Consider the following 14,110-nt stretch of genomic DNA (forward strand, 5'->3'; position numbering starts at 1 on the left):
GGGGGTAATCGACAGCATGCGCGTGCTTGTAACGGGTGGGGCAGGTTTCATCGGATCGGCGGTCATCCGCCATCTCGTGCTCGAAAAGGGATATGAGGTCCTGAACATCGACAAACTGACCTACGCCGGCACGTTGAGCTCGCTGAGGTCGGTTGAGGGCAAGCCGTCCTACCGGTTTCTCAAGATCGATATATGCGATGCCGCGGCGATAGCGTCCGCGATGTCGACGTTCAGACCCGACCGGGTGATGCATCTGGCTGCCGAAAGCCATGTCGACCGCTCGATCCTCGGCGCACGGCAATTCGTTGAAACCAATATACTCGGCTCTTTCACCATGCTCGAATGCGCGCGAGCATATTGGCAGGCACTTCTTCCCCGGGACCGAAGCCGCTTCCGCTTCCTGCATGTCTCAACCGACGAGGTCTACGGCTCCCTCGGAGCGGAGGGGGCGTTCTCGGAAGCAACGCCCTACGATCCGAGCTCGCCCTATTCGGCATCGAAGGCAGCATCCGACCATCTCGCCAAGGCATGGGCCCGAACCTACGGCATGCCGGTCATTGTCTCCAACTGCTCGAACAACTACGGGCCGTACCATTTTCCGGAAAAACTCATTCCGCTGATTATCCTGAACGCGGTGGAGGGCAAACCCCTGCCGGTTTATGGAAACGGGACCAACATCCGCGACTGGCTTTATGTGGAGGATCACGCTCAGGCGCTGGATCTCATCGCCGAGCGAGGCAGGGTTGGAGAAACCTACAATGTCGGAGGCCGGAACGAGCGCAGCAATATCGATGTCGTGAAGCGGATCTGCGCGATCCTCGACGATCTGCACGCAATCGGCCTCTCCCACGAAAACCTGATCCAGTTCGTCGCCGATCGGCCCGGGCATGATGTGCGTTATGCGATCGACGCGACAAAGCTGGAAACGGAACTGGGCTGGAGGGCAAAGGAGAGCTTCGAGACAGGCATCGAAAAGACGGTGCGCTGGTATCTCGACAGCGAATGGTGGTGGGCGCCGCTCCGAAAAGGGTACGACGGCAGCCGCCTCGGGCTCCTCAAGGCCGGGGCCGGATGATGCGCGAACCCAGGCGATACGTGGTAACCGGGCTTAATGGACAGGTCGTCCAATCCCTCATCGAAACCGCGATCGGGCAAAGCGAGGTCGAGATTATTCCGCTCGGCCGCCCCGATCTCGATCTGGCAAGGCCGGAGACCATCGCGGCGACGGTCGAGGCCGCCCGTCCCGACCTGATCGTCTCCGCGGCTGCCTTCACGGGTGTCGATCAGGCCGAAATCGAAAGGGCAACGGCTTTTGCCGTCAACGCCGCAGGCCCGGCGGAACTGGCGCGGGTAGCGAAAACGCTGCAGGTCCCGATCGTTCATCTGTCCACAGACTATGTCTTCGACGGCAGCAAGCCCTCCCCTTATGTCGAATCCGATCCGGTCGCACCGCTGGGCGTTTATGGCCGCGACAAATTGGTGGGCGAGCGGAACGTCGCTGCGGCGACCGAAAATCATGCCATCCTTCGCACCGCCTGGATCTACAGCCGGTTCAGCCGAAACTTCCTGCGCACGATGCTGAAGGCCGCTGAGACAAGGGAAGAGGTGCAAGTCGTCGACGATCAGATCGGCAACCCGACTTCGGCAACCGATATCGCCGAAGCCATCATGGTGGTCGGGCAAAACCTGCTGGCTTCGAACAATCCCGCCTTGCGCGGCGTCTTTCATATGGCTGGAACGGGCGCTGCAAGCTGGGCGGACTTCGCAGACGAGATCTTCAGAATCTCGGGGGCGAATGGCGGGCCTTCGGCAAGGGTCGTCCGCATCCCCACCAGCGCCTATCCGACGCCGGCTCGGCGACCGGCCAATTCACAACTGGACTGCTCGAAATTGTACAGGCGCCACGGCATCGTCATGCCCGATTGGCGGGGCTCGGCGGGAGACGTCGTCAGGCGCCTTCTGCAACCGGTTGACCTTGACAACAGAAAATACGGGAGGTGAATTGATGAAGGGGATTATTCTCGCCGGCGGCAGCGGCACGCGGCTACACCCGATGACGCAGGTGCTGTCGAAACAGCTCATGCCGATCTATGACAAGCCGATGATCTATTATCCGCTGTCGACGCTGATGCTCGCGGGGATCCGCGACATCCTGATCATATCGACGCCAAAGGACATGCCGAATTTCCAGCAGCTGCTGGGCGACGGTTCCAAATGGGGCCTCTCGTTGTCCTATGCGGAACAGCCCTCTCCTGACGGTCTTGCGCAGGCCTATATTATCGGGGCCGATTTCATCGGCTCCAACTCCTCCTGTCTGGTCCTCGGCGACAACATCTTCTTCGGCCATGGCATCACCGACCTCTTCAAAAGCGCCATGGCGCGCGATAGCGGAGCCACGGTTTTCGCCTACCACGTCAACGACCCGCAGCGTTACGGCGTGGTCGAGTTCGACAAGCAGATGAAGGCAGCTTCGATCGAAGAGAAACCGGAACACCCACGCTCCAGCTGGGCGGTCACGGGCCTCTATTTCTATGACAAGGACGTCATCGACATTGCGGCCAACCTCAGGCCGTCCGCCAGAGGCGAACTGGAGATCACCGATGTCAACCGGGCCTATCTCGATCGCGGAATGCTGCATGTCGAGATGATGGGGCGCGGTTATGCCTGGCTCGACACAGGCACGCCCGACAGCCTGCTTGAAGCATCTGAATTCGTATCGACGCTTGAGCGCCGACAAGGCGTCAAGATTTCCTGCCCCGAGGAGATTGCCTATCACCAGAACTTTATCGACGCCGACCAGCTCGAATGCCTCGCCAAGCAATATGGGAAGAGCGCCTATGGGCGATATCTAACCGGGCTTCTGGATCCCCTTCCATCGCAGGTCCATAAGCCGCTCAGTTTGGTCGGGTAAACAGAAGCGTGAGCCGATCAGCTTTTCGCCAGGATCTCCAGGCGCACGACGTTGGCCGACTGTTCCGTCGACGTTTTCGCCGCCTCCAGTGAAGCGGCAAGGTCTTCGATCTTGAACGGCTTCGCCACAACCGGACAGCCGACCTCTGTGCCGGCCTCCAGCTTGTCGCTGTAGCCGGTCATCAGAACAACCGGCAGGCGCGAGTTCTTCCGGCGTATCTCCTCGGCAAGCTCGATGCCGGACATTCCCGGCATCATGATGTCGCTGATCACCGCCTCGATGTCGGGGTGACGCTCCAGAACCTCAATTGCCTCGCTGCCGCTTGTCGCCACGAAGATCGTCGAAACAAGTCCTTCCAGGGCCAGGCGCACCGATTCCAGAGACGATGGGGTATCGTCCACGATCAAAAGCCTGGCCGGAAGATTTACCGCCGGCCTTGCGGGCTCGCGCGCGACGCGCTGTTCGTTGGACCGGGGGAGAAGCAGCGTGAAGGCGCTGCCATGGCCGGCCACGCTCGCGACCTTCACGGCACCGCCGCTGCCCTTGGCGAAACTGTGGACCTGGGTCAACCCGAGGCCCGGGCCGCCATTCTTCTTCGTGGAGAAAAACGGCTCGAACACCCGCCCCAAATGCTCGGATGCGACGCCTGTTCCGGTGTCTGCGATCGTCACGGCAACAAATTGTCCTTGAAGCGTCGGATCTTCCGCAGCGCCATCGAGGACATTTCTGGCCGAAATCGTCACCTGACCACCGCCGCCCATGGCCTCGCGCGCATTGGTAAGGAAATTGATCAGCGCGTTTTCCAGCCCCGCGGGATCGACGTGAACGGGCCAGATGTCGTCCGGAACGTTGATGTCCATGACGATCGTGTCATCGATGGCCTGTCGCAGCAGCGGTCTCAATTCGGGGAGTTTGATGTCCAGCTCGACATGCCCGGCACCCTGATTGGAGCGCCTCGAGAAGGACAGCAGACGTTGCGTGATCGCCTTTCCCCTCGTCACTCCCTCGCTCATGTGCGAAAGGAGCTGCGTCACTCGCTGCTCGTCGTTCCGCCTCCTCTTGATGCCCTCGACACCCGATTGAAACACCATGAGGAGGTTGTTGAAATCGTGCGCTGCCTGGCCCGTCAGCTTTCCAAGCGCATCCATCCGCTGCCAATTGGCTATGCTTTCGCGTTCCCGGTTCCTTGCGCGAATTTCCCGGTGAAAGAGAAACGCAGCCGAACCTGAGAGCAGCAGCGTGAAACAGCTGGCTGCGGCGAGCAGCAACGTCGCCTTGCGTGCCAGCCTATCGTATTCTGCAACCGGCAGGCCCACCCTCACCCGCCACGGGGTTTCTCCAAGCGCAACTTCGGCAACCCGTACCTCCAGCCCATTTTTGAGCGTCGCCAGGCCCTCCGTTCCGGTAAAGCTTGCGAACTCGCTTGCCGCATTGCCGGCAAGCGCGGGAGCGCCGGTCGAAGCGACAAGGCGGTCCTGACCGTCGACGATCCAGGCCGCCCAGCTTTCCGGGAGCCCATTGGCGTAGAGGAGGTTTGTCACGATCGTCGGGCGGATGACAACCGACAGAATGGCTCGCAGCTTGTCGTTCCTCTCGATCGGAACCCTCACGGCGAAGGCCGCCTGCCCGCGAGGCCCGATGGAAACATTGCCGATCACAGCGGCGCCCGTGCGAACCAGGGTCCGGTGACTCTCCACGTCCACGACCTGTTTCTCAGCCGAACCTTCAAGCGCCGGTGAGGACAGCACGACCTCGCCTTTCTCGTCCGATATCCGGATCTGCTCCCATTCAGGCACCCTTTCGCGCAGGCGCCGCGCGGTTTCGGCGAAGGCGGAACGGGGTATAGGTGGATCGAGCCGGGGCGAATCCGCAACGACGGATAGAAGCTGGATCTGGCTTTTAAGCTCCCGCTGAAGCGTCGCGGCCATGATGGTCGCTTTGCTGCGAATGTCGGCGTCGAGCGCGTTCTGCTGTTCCTGAATGAAGAACCTGCCCATCACGGCGGCGAGAATGATGAGCGGGATCAGCGACGCAGTGACGAGGAGGAGCGCTGGCCGGGTTTGATTCAACTGACACTCCGATATCTGTTGTTCACACTCCATCAAATAGGCTAGAGCCCGAAAGTTGCAACGCCAACTTCGGCCGGAGGGCCAGGGTCGCGCCAAATAGCTGGGGAGATCGCACCGATCCGCGTCATGCACATGGTGATGTCAACCGCGGCCGCTCTTTCCTTCTCCTTTTTCACGCAAGACGACGGCGGCTCGACAGAGCGGGAGGACGTCCATCTCTACGCCCCAGACTCACCGATCCGGCAGCGGCGCGTTCAGCGTGCGGGCCAGCAGCGCCACGCCCCCGGCCAGATAGACCGCAGCGCCCACCAAAAGCATGACAACGCCGCCGGCCTGCTGGTCCACCACAGCGGACAAGGTCACGCCGAGGCAACTCACTTCGCCATCGCCGTAGAGCGAACGCGGCGAAAGCGCCAACAGCGCGCCAAGCAGCGTCATGTGCATGGAGGTAAAGAGCAGGCCGAATGTGCCGGCAAGCCGCCGCTCCTCGCGGCCCGTCGCCGCTCCGCCGAGGCAGGAGAGCCAGAGAGCGAGACCTGCGCAGAGAAAGATGAGCTGCTCCAGCACCGCAATGAGGGACGAGGTTTCGGACAGGCTCCGGAGGGCGGGAATATGCCAGATCCACACGGCGAATAATTCGATCAGCGAGGCGGTGAGCGGAGTAAGCCAGGGCAGATTGGACAACAAATCGAAGCGCGTTCCGGAAAGGCCGATCGCAATCAACGGCGCAGCACCCGCCACGACGCCCATATGGGCAATCATATGCACCGTAAACGACGCCCGGTCGGCAAGCGGGAGGACGGTCCACAGGACGAACAGCAGAACAAGGCCTGTGATCAGCGCCGTCTTCCTCATGGCTGGCATCCCGCGATGAAGATCATCGGAATGGCCATGTAGAGGACGGCGGCAAAGCTGAGGCCCGACAGCAGCAGCGTCGCGAACCCTTGGAACAAGGTCCGTGCATTGTGAGTCGCCTCGTCGTGCGGCGGATCGTCGGAGCCGAAACCCCATTGCCGCCAGGCAAGCCATGCCGACAGCACGATCATCGCCAGCGCCAGCACCGTCACCACGCCGAGCCCGATCCGCACCGTATCGAACGATATCTCGGAAGCGAGGCCCTTGGCGCAGAAAACCGCAACCGTCGCGTAACAGACAAGGAAATGGAGAGCCCAGACGGTCGGGGCGGTGAACAGGGTCCAGAGGGTCTCAACCTCGCGCGGAATCAAGCTCTTCATGTGTTCACCAAAGGAAACAGGCCGAGGGCCGCGAAGGTGACGACGGCGGTAAAGGCCATGAAGTGCCAGTAAAGCGCGACGTTGCGGATATCCTGGTCGTATTCCGCAGTCATCCGGCCGGCTATGCTGCGCGCGAGACAATAGCCCTGCATGATCGCGCCGACTATGCCATGCGTCACCGTCCAGATTGCGACGATCCACACGATGGCCGGATAGACATGTGCGGTCGGGTCCATGCCGTGCAGATAGGGACCGGCGAGGCCTGCAACCGAGGCCGCGATCGAAACGGCGAAGGCCGCGGTAAGCGCCAGCCGCGCACCTATTGGCCCCTTCTCGTTGAGTTCGCGCGCCAGCAGCGTCAGCGCCCAAGCGATGACGTAGAGCACCAGCGCCGCCATCGGCCACAGGACGCCCGGCCCATTGGCGATCGTGGTGAAGTCGTCGTGGATGGTCCAGTAGAAGAAATAGCCGAAGACAAGGCTTGCAAATGCCGTGCCGTCGCCGACCATGGTGATGAACATCGCCCACCAGCCGACCGAAGCCGGGCCGGAGACATAGATCGGCAGCGTCTCGCCTAGCCCGACATCGATCTCCGGTGCCTCCGGGATCGGCGCTGTTCCGTTCCAGAGCCAGTGGACGATGGCTATGAAGGTGATGATCGCGAAGACGATCGTGGTGATCCACAATTTGAAGGTCAGCGCGATGAACACGCCGCCGAGCGCGATCGCCGCGACGATCGTCACGTAGGAAACGCCGCCGACCCGCAGGCACTGGATCGGATTCGCATCCAGAACGGAGGTCACCAGCGTCTCGCGCTTGCCGGATTTGGCGTCCGGCAGATAGAAGCGCCCGGCCTCGATATCCGCTTGCAGGTTCGGCTGATCCCAGAGCGGATAGCGGCTGGTGATGATCGGTACCGAGCGCATGCCCCAGCTTTCCGCCGGATCGTTGGTCCATTCGAGCGTCCCGGAATTCCAGGGGTTGAGATCGCGCCCTGCCGGTTGCTGTTTCGGGCGAAAAATGTCGATAACGAAGGTCGCGACACCGGCGGCGAAGACGAAGGCGCCGATGGTCGAGATGAGGTTGAACCAGTCCCAGCCGATATCTTCCGGATAGGTGAAGACCCGTCGCGGCATTCCGCGCAGGCCGGAGAAGTGCATGGGAAAGAAGGTGACGTTGAAACCGACGAACATCAGCCAGAAAGCAGTCTTGCCCCAGGCATCGCTGAGCTTCTTACCCGTCACGAACGGAAAGTAGTAATAGATGCCTGCGACGACCGGAAACAGCATGCCGCCGATCAGCACGTAGTGAAGGTGGGCGACGACGAAATAGGTGTCGTGCGCCTGCCAGTCGAACGGTACGAGCGCCACCATCACCCCTGTCAGTCCGCCGATCACGAAGATGATCAGCCCGCCTGCCCCGAACAGCATCGGTACCGAAAAGATCACCCGGCCGGCGAGCATGGTGGCGATGAACACGAAGATCTGCACCCCTGTCGGGATCGCCACCGCTTCCGACGCCGCCGAAAAGAAGGCAAGCGAGATCTGCGGCAGGCCGGTCGCGAACATGTGGTGCACCCAGAGCCCGAAGCTCAGGAAACCCGTGCCGACGGCCGCCAACACGATCCAGGAATAACCGACGATCGGCCGCTGCGAGAAGGTCGGCACGATCATCGCCATCAGCGCGATCGCGGGCAGGAAGATGATGTAGACTTCCGGGTGGCCGAAGATCCAGAACAGGTGCTGCCAAAGCAGCGGATCGCCGCCTCGCGTCGCGTCGAAGAACGGCCAGTCGAACATCCGCTCCATCTCGAACAGGATGTCGCCGGCAATCAGCGGCGGAAAGGCGAACAGGATCATGCCCGCGACGATCAGCAGGTACCAGGCGAACATCGGCATCAGGTTGATCCGCATGCCTGGCGCCCGGCACTTCATGATACCCACGATGATCTCGACGGCGGCGGCGATCGACGCCACCTCGATGAAGGACAGGCCGAGCAGCCAGATATCCGCGCCGATGCCGGCATATTCGTCGTCGGTCGCAAGCGGTGGATACATGAACCAGCCGGCATTCGGCGCGGCGTTGAAGAAGATCGACCCGCAGACGAAGACGCCGCCGATCAGAAAACTCCAGAATCCGAAGCCGGACAGCCGCGGGAAAGGCAGTTCCCGGGCGCCCAGCATCGACGGCAGCAGGAAGATCGCAACGGCTTCGAAGATCGGCACCGCGAACAGGAACATCATCACCGTGCCATGCAGCGTGAAGGCCTGGTTGAAGAGTTCGGCGGAGATGAAGTCGTTCTGCGGCACCGCCAGTTGCAGGCGCATCAAGAGCCCGAGCATGCCCGCGAACAGCATGAAGGCAAAGGCGGTGACGCCGTACCACAGCCCGATCTGGCTGTTGTTGACAGACGTCCAGTAGCGGATGCCTTTCGGCGTCTCCCATACCTTGCGGAGCCGTTCCTCCTGCGCCGCCCGCTCTTCCGGCGAAAAATTGCCGAGCTCCATGGTCATCTGAGCCCTTTCAGGTAGGCAGCTATCCGGTCGATATCCGCCTCTTCCAGCATGGAGAAGTGCGGCATGCGCGCCTCCGGCTTGACCTGGCCGGCGTCGCGTATGAAGCGGGCGACATGCTCCTTTCCATTGGGAAGCGCGCCCGCTCCCACGGAACCGCGCTCTCCGAAGGCGGTCAGATCGGGACCGATCGTCCCCCTCGCCTCCGTGCCGGAAATGGCATGGCAGGCGGCACAACCGTGGCGAAGGAAGAGCTCCACCCCCTCCTTATCCTGCCCGCCGGACGTTTTGCGACGCGCAGCGACCCAGGCCTCGTATGCCTCCGGTTCCATCGCATGGACGGTGAAAGCCATCAGCGCGTGACTGGTACCGCAGAACTCGGCGCAGACGCCCCGATAGGTACCGGGCTTTTCCGCCTGTAGCGTCAGGCGGTTTTCACGACCGGGTATCATGTCCATCTTGCCGCCGAGCACGGGTATCCAGAAGGAATGGATGACGTCGGGCGAATTCAGCAAAAAGACGACGCGCTCTCCGATCGGTACGCGTACCTCATTGGCCGTTTCGAAAGCGACCGCGCCGCCCTCGTCGAGATAGCGCACCCGCCACCAGAACTGCTCGCCTGTCACCTCGACGCGGCGTACGCCCACATCCTCACCGATCCAGGGCCGGATGTTGGGCATCAGCCAGACGGCATAGGAAAGCAAGGCGGCGAGGGTTACCGTCGGGAAAACGGCCCCACCCCAGAGGATGATCTGCCCCGCCCGCTTTTCCGAATAGGGTCTGCGCTTGCGCCCCGCATGGAACAGCAGGCCGACGACACCCGCCCAGATGACCACGCCGCCGATCAGCATGACGAAAAACAGGTTGGCGACATCGCTCGCCTCGCGGCCAGCCGGATCGAGTGCCGACTGGACGCCGGAACACGACGCCAGGAGCGGAGAGAGAACAAGGATGAACGTGGTTGCCCGGATTGCCGGGCGATAGCTGCCCGGAATGCCGTCCCGGCCGATGTCTCGTCCTGATCGGATTGGCCGGCCAGCGCCGGTCAAGCGGTCATCATCCATTCGGCAAGCACCCATCGCGCCATCGGCCGTCAGCCAGACATTGGGCCGGAACGCACGACCCAAGGCTTTGTTCCGAGCAAAAACGGAACGGATCTAACCGAAATTCCTGGTCCTTGGTGCAGGGCGAGGCATCATCGACTTGAGGTCTCCGGAATAGACGCGCGTGCACCCAGCTGGATTGTCATGACAATTCCCAGAAACGCTACGGCCGCAATCGTCCCGATCGCCACTGTCCACCAGATCGATGGCACGACACCTATCCCCGCCAGCAAGATCGACATTGCGAGCGGAGCGACGGCGGACATCATCTGCTTGGCCGAGGTCACCCAGCCCATGCGGCTGCCGTAGCCGGCCTTGCCGAACAACTCCAGCGGCAGGGTACCGCTCACGATGCTTGTCAATCCGGAACCAAGTCCGAAGCAGACGGCGAACAGGATGGCACCGGGGACGGATGGTGTCGTCAACATGAGGATCGTCAGGCCGGACGGGATCAACGCCGTGGCAATCACCGCCAGCCATCTTTGCGGCAATTCGCGGCCGAAGACCAGGTTGATCAGGCGACTGGCCACCTGTGAAGGGCCGAACAGAGAGGCGACAACGAGGCCCGCGGCTCCCATACCCAGCGCCTGGGTCAGCGGGACCATGTGAACGAGGATGGCGGACAACGCATATCCTTCGATGGCGAAGCCAAACAGCATCAGGAAGAACAGCAGGTTCCTGTTTGCAACTGCGCGAACCGGCGCGGTCGTCGGAGGTGTCGCTTTGGACGCGGACACGGCACTGGTCGTCAGACGCGCCAGGGCGAGGTGGACGGGAAAGCAGACGGCCAGGTTCATGGCCGCGAAGACCAGGTAGATTTCACGCCACGACAGGAAACCGTGCATCCAGGAAGTCAGGGGCCAGAACATCGACGACGCGAACCCGGCCATCAGTGTCAGGTGAACGATCGAGGTCTGGGCCTTCTTTCCTCCCGCCTGCACGATGGCGGTGAAAGCCGTCGCGTAGAGAACCGCAGCGGAAACCACTTCTGTCAACGCCAGCGAAACGGCAAAGGTCAGCGGCCCCGACGACACGGACATCATCACCAGGCAGGCGGCGGCCAGCAGCGACCCTGCGGCCATCAGGCGTCCCGCGCCAATCCGGTCGGCAAGGGTCCCCGAAAGCGGAGCGGCGAGGCTGCCGGCCAGCAGTGCGATCGAAAACGCTCCGAACACCCACTGTTCCGATCGCCCGACGTCGCGGGCGATCTCCGGAACCAGAATACTGAAGGCATAATAAAGTGTGCCGTAGCCGATGTTCTGCGAGGCTCCAAGACCAATCAGGGCCCAGAGCGGCAACTTCTGTTCGTTGGGCATCATGCGTGCTCGGTCTCGACCTTTGTCTGGCCGCAGCCGCAGCCAGACCCGCCTTCGGATTTGGCTTCGGCGTCAGCGACACAACATGCATCTACCGTAGCAGGGGCCGGACCTCCGCAACATCCCGAAGACGTCGAAATCCGCGGAGTAGCGGCGCAGACGCCCGTTTCGGGAAGCACGAGTTCGACCCGTCGCGCGGCGGCGTGATCACCAGCGAGTTCCGCGACGACAGATCGCACCTGCTCGTAACCCGTCCTCATCAGGAAGGTCGGCGCCCGGCCGTAGGACTTCGATCCCACGATGTAGAAGTCCTTCTCCGGATGCGACAGTTCATCGACCCCGTGCGGGGGGACGGTGCCACAGGAATGAAGGTTCGGGTCGAGAAGAGGAGCCAGTGCCGGCGGCGCCTCGACGGCCGGATCGACGCTCAACCGCAGCTCCCTCAGGAACGAGAAGTCAGGTCGGAACCCGGTCGCGACGACGACCTGATCCAATTCCAGTTCGATCGCCTCCCCATCGGCCGTCGCGGTCACGACGACCTTGTCATTTCTCCTGGCGATCCTGCTTGCCGAAAAGGACGTGAGCATCTTGAGCTTTCCCGCATCCATGGCCTTCTTCGCCGCAAGACCGAGAGCGCCCCGCTCTGGCAGCTGGTCGTTCAAACCGCCGCCCAGCAGCTTGGCAACGCCGTGATTGCGAAGCGCCCAGTGGATTTCGGTCGACGGGTTGGCCTGCTGAAGCTCCAGGAGCGCAAGGGCGACATTGATCGCCGAATGGCCGCTTCCCACTACGAGCGTACGCTTGCCCACGAAGTCCGGGCGCCTGCCCCCGGTAACGTCCGGTATGCCGTAGGAAACCGGTCCGCCTGCGCTCTCGCCGAGAACTGGAATGCCGTTTACACCCATTGGGTTCGGTTGCGTCCATGTGCCGGAGGCGTCGATCACCGCTCGCGCGACGACCTCATGCTCCCCGTTTCCGTCCCGGTACCGGATCGCGAAAGGCGCGTCCGAGCGCCCCCCGGAAGAAAGCTTGTCCAGACCCCGGCGGGTGATGGCCGTGACGGTCGCACCGAGCCTTGTCGCCTGCTCGATGACCGGAACGCGCGACAGAGGCAGCAGGTAGTCGTCGACAATCTCGCGTCCGGTCGGCAGGCAGTCAGGTGAAGGGGCGGCCCAGCCGTTGCTCTCCAGCAGTCGCCGAGCGGCGTCATCGATATTGTACTTCCATGGCGAGAACACCCGGACGTGGCCCCACTCAAGAAGCGCGGTCCCGACGGAATTTCCCCTCTCGAAAATGATCGGCGTCATACCAGCTTCAAGCAGCCTTGCCGCCGCCGCCAGCCCGACTGGACCTGCGCCGACTACCGCAACGGGAAACATGTCATCCGACCTCATTTTGATCTCCATCGGTATTTCTGGAAACTTCGAAATTTCTACATAAAAAAATGCGGTCAGGCGACGATCCTGGTCCCTGGCCCGTCGCATCCCTGGTCAGCGCAGCACTCATCGACGAGGTAGCCGATCAGCGCATTCATGTGGTTGTAGTTTGCGGTACAGATCAGCGTCGTCGCCTGGCGGTCCTGAACGACCAGGCCGGTATCGACCAGACGCTTCAGATGGTGGGAGAGGGTTGACCCCGGGATCTCGAGCTTCTCCTGAAGACGGCCGACCGGAAGACCTTCCTCGCCCGCGCGAACCAGGGCACGGTAGATCTGGAGGCGGGTGACGTTGCCGAGGGCTTCAAGCTGAGATGCGGCTTTTTCGATAATCATGGAAATAGGATAACGGCGAAAGCCGGAGTGGTCAAGGCTATTTCCACAATCATCGAAATATGTCAGATCGATTTGAGCTTGACCCTGCTTTCAAGCGTCTCGGCGTCTTCTTTGCGTTCGCTGTAGCGATCGGTGAGGTAAGCCGACGCGTCCCTCGTCAACAGGGTGAACTTGACCAGTTCTTCGCAGACATCGACGACGCGGTCGTAATAGGAGGACGGCTTCATCCGTCCGGCGGCATCGAACTCCTGGTAGGCCTTCGCGATGCTGCTCTGGTTCGGAATGGTGATCATCCGCATCCATCTTCCCAGGATGCGCATCTGGTTCACGGCGTTGAAGGACTGGCTCCCGCCGGAAACCTCCATGACCGCCAGGGTCTTTCCCTGTGTCGGCCGGATCGAACCGAGAGCCAGGGGAATCCAGTCGATCTGCGCCTTCATGATCCCGGTCATTGCGCCGTGGCGCTCCGGGCTGACCCAAACCTGGCCCTCGGACCATTGCGATAGCTCCCGCAGTTCCTGGACCTTGGGATGGCTGACGGGCGCCTCGTCCGGCAGCGGCAGACCTCTCGGGTCGTATATCCGCACCTCGCACCCGAAATGCTCCAGAAGACGCCGGGCCTCGTGAGCGAGAAATCGGCTGTAGGATACCTCGCGCAGGGACCCATAGAGGATCAGGATGCGCGGCTTGTGCGTCGAGAACGCAGGGCGCAGCGCATCGGGATCGGCCATGCGGAAATGTTCGGGCGACGCGGCAGGAAAAGTTTCAGGCAATACGCTTTCCTTCATCGTCGAGGACGCGTTCGCCGTCTTCCTTTGTGAACGCCCCCTTGAACGCGTCCGCAGGCAGGACATCCAGGACCAGCTCGGACGGCCGCGACAGGCGCGTACCCATCGGCGTGACGACGAACGGCCGGTTGATCAGGATCGGGTCCTTCAGCATCGCGTCGAGAAGCTGGTCGTCGGTCAGCTCGGGATTGTCGAGGCCGAGCTCCATGTAGGGCGTGCCCTTTTCGCGGATCGCCTGGCGGACGGTCAATCCGGCGTCAGCGATCATCCGGACGAGCTGCTCGCGGGTCGGCGGGTTTTGCAGATACTCGATCACCGTTGGCTCGATGCCGGCGTGCTGGATCAGCTCCAGAGTGTTTCGGGAGGTGCCGCAGGCGGGGTTGTGATAGATGGTGACGTCCATG

Annotated in this window: 13 protein-coding genes; 3 read left to right on the top strand and 10 right to left on the bottom strand. The window is 62.0% G+C overall.

Annotated features, from left to right (window positions below):
• Window positions 1–16: 16 nt before the first annotated feature.
• Genes rfbB through rfbA form a run of 3 tightly spaced genes read left to right on the top strand, consistent with a single transcriptional unit; the run spans window position 17 to window position 2,911 of the window.
• Window positions 17–1,075 carry a dTDP-glucose 4,6-dehydratase gene (gene rfbB, locus LZK81_RS13760; protein ID WP_233953641.1) on the top strand — a complete coding sequence of 353 codons (1,059 nt, stop codon included), beginning with the start codon at window positions 17–19 and terminating at the stop codon, window positions 1,073–1,075.
• Window positions 1,072–2,001 (top strand): dTDP-4-dehydrorhamnose reductase, encoded by a 930-nt coding sequence (gene rfbD, locus LZK81_RS13765; protein WP_233953642.1) that lies wholly within the window; start codon window positions 1,072–1,074, stop codon window positions 1,999–2,001. The genes rfbB and rfbD overlap by 4 nt, the downstream gene beginning before the upstream one ends.
• Before the next feature lie 4 nt (window positions 2,002–2,005).
• A complete protein-coding gene (gene rfbA / locus LZK81_RS13770) occupies window positions 2,006–2,911 on the top strand; it encodes a glucose-1-phosphate thymidylyltransferase RfbA (RefSeq protein ID WP_233953643.1) in 906 nt (301 codons plus the stop codon).
• 17 nt (window positions 2,912–2,928) lie between these two features.
• On the opposite strand, the gene LZK81_RS13775 is transcribed toward rfbA, so the two are convergent.
• From LZK81_RS13775 to arsC, 10 genes are all read right to left on the bottom strand, one after another.
• The gene (locus tag LZK81_RS13775) at window positions 2,929–4,980 is read right to left on the bottom strand and encodes a response regulator (protein WP_233953644.1); all 2,052 of its coding nucleotides are present in this window, start codon (window positions 4,978–4,980) and stop codon (window positions 2,929–2,931) included.
• A gap of 231 nt (window positions 4,981–5,211) precedes the next feature.
• Window positions 5,212–5,835, bottom strand: a complete 624-nt coding sequence (locus LZK81_RS13780; protein ID WP_233953645.1) for a cytochrome c oxidase assembly protein — start codon at window positions 5,833–5,835, stop codon at window positions 5,212–5,214.
• Entirely contained in the window at window positions 5,832–6,215 is a 384-nt protein-coding gene (locus tag LZK81_RS13785; protein ID WP_233953646.1) for a hypothetical protein, read from the bottom strand. Before LZK81_RS13785 ends, LZK81_RS13780 begins: the two co-directional genes overlap by 4 nt.
• Window positions 6,212–8,728, bottom strand: a complete 2,517-nt coding sequence (gene ctaD / locus LZK81_RS13790; RefSeq protein WP_233953647.1) for a cytochrome c oxidase subunit I — start codon at window positions 8,726–8,728, stop codon at window positions 6,212–6,214. The genes LZK81_RS13785 and ctaD overlap by 4 nt, the downstream gene beginning before the upstream one ends.
• The gene (gene coxB, locus LZK81_RS13795; RefSeq protein WP_233953648.1) at window positions 8,725–9,792 is read right to left on the bottom strand and encodes a cytochrome c oxidase subunit II; all 1,068 of its coding nucleotides are present in this window, start codon (window positions 9,790–9,792) and stop codon (window positions 8,725–8,727) included. The genes ctaD and coxB overlap by 4 nt, the downstream gene beginning before the upstream one ends.
• A gap of 131 nt (window positions 9,793–9,923) precedes the next feature.
• Entirely contained in the window at window positions 9,924–11,150 is a 1,227-nt protein-coding gene (arsK, locus tag LZK81_RS13800) for an arsenite efflux MFS transporter ArsK (protein WP_233953649.1), read from the bottom strand.
• Entirely contained in the window at window positions 11,147–12,541 is a 1,395-nt protein-coding gene (locus LZK81_RS13805) for an NAD(P)-binding domain-containing protein (RefSeq protein ID WP_233953650.1), read from the bottom strand. Before LZK81_RS13805 ends, arsK begins: the two co-directional genes overlap by 4 nt.
• Window positions 12,542–12,597: 56 nt before the next feature.
• Window positions 12,598–12,918: an ArsR/SmtB family transcription factor gene (locus tag LZK81_RS13810; protein WP_233953651.1), complete on the bottom strand. Its 321-nt coding sequence runs from the start codon at window positions 12,916–12,918 to the stop codon at window positions 12,598–12,600.
• Between the two features lie 62 nt (window positions 12,919–12,980).
• A complete protein-coding gene (gene arsH / locus LZK81_RS13815; RefSeq protein WP_418936440.1) occupies window positions 12,981–13,706 on the bottom strand; it encodes an arsenical resistance protein ArsH in 726 nt (241 codons plus the stop codon).
• Window positions 13,684–14,109, bottom strand: a complete 426-nt coding sequence (arsC, locus tag LZK81_RS13820) for an arsenate reductase (glutaredoxin) (RefSeq protein WP_233953652.1) — start codon at window positions 14,107–14,109, stop codon at window positions 13,684–13,686. Before arsC ends, arsH begins: the two co-directional genes overlap by 23 nt.
• Window position 14,110: the final 1 nt, after the last annotated feature.

Origin of the sequence: Neorhizobium galegae (genome assembly GCF_021391675.1) — a bacterium.
GTDB classification, from domain to species: domain Bacteria; phylum Pseudomonadota; class Alphaproteobacteria; order Rhizobiales; family Rhizobiaceae; genus Neorhizobium; species Neorhizobium galegae_B.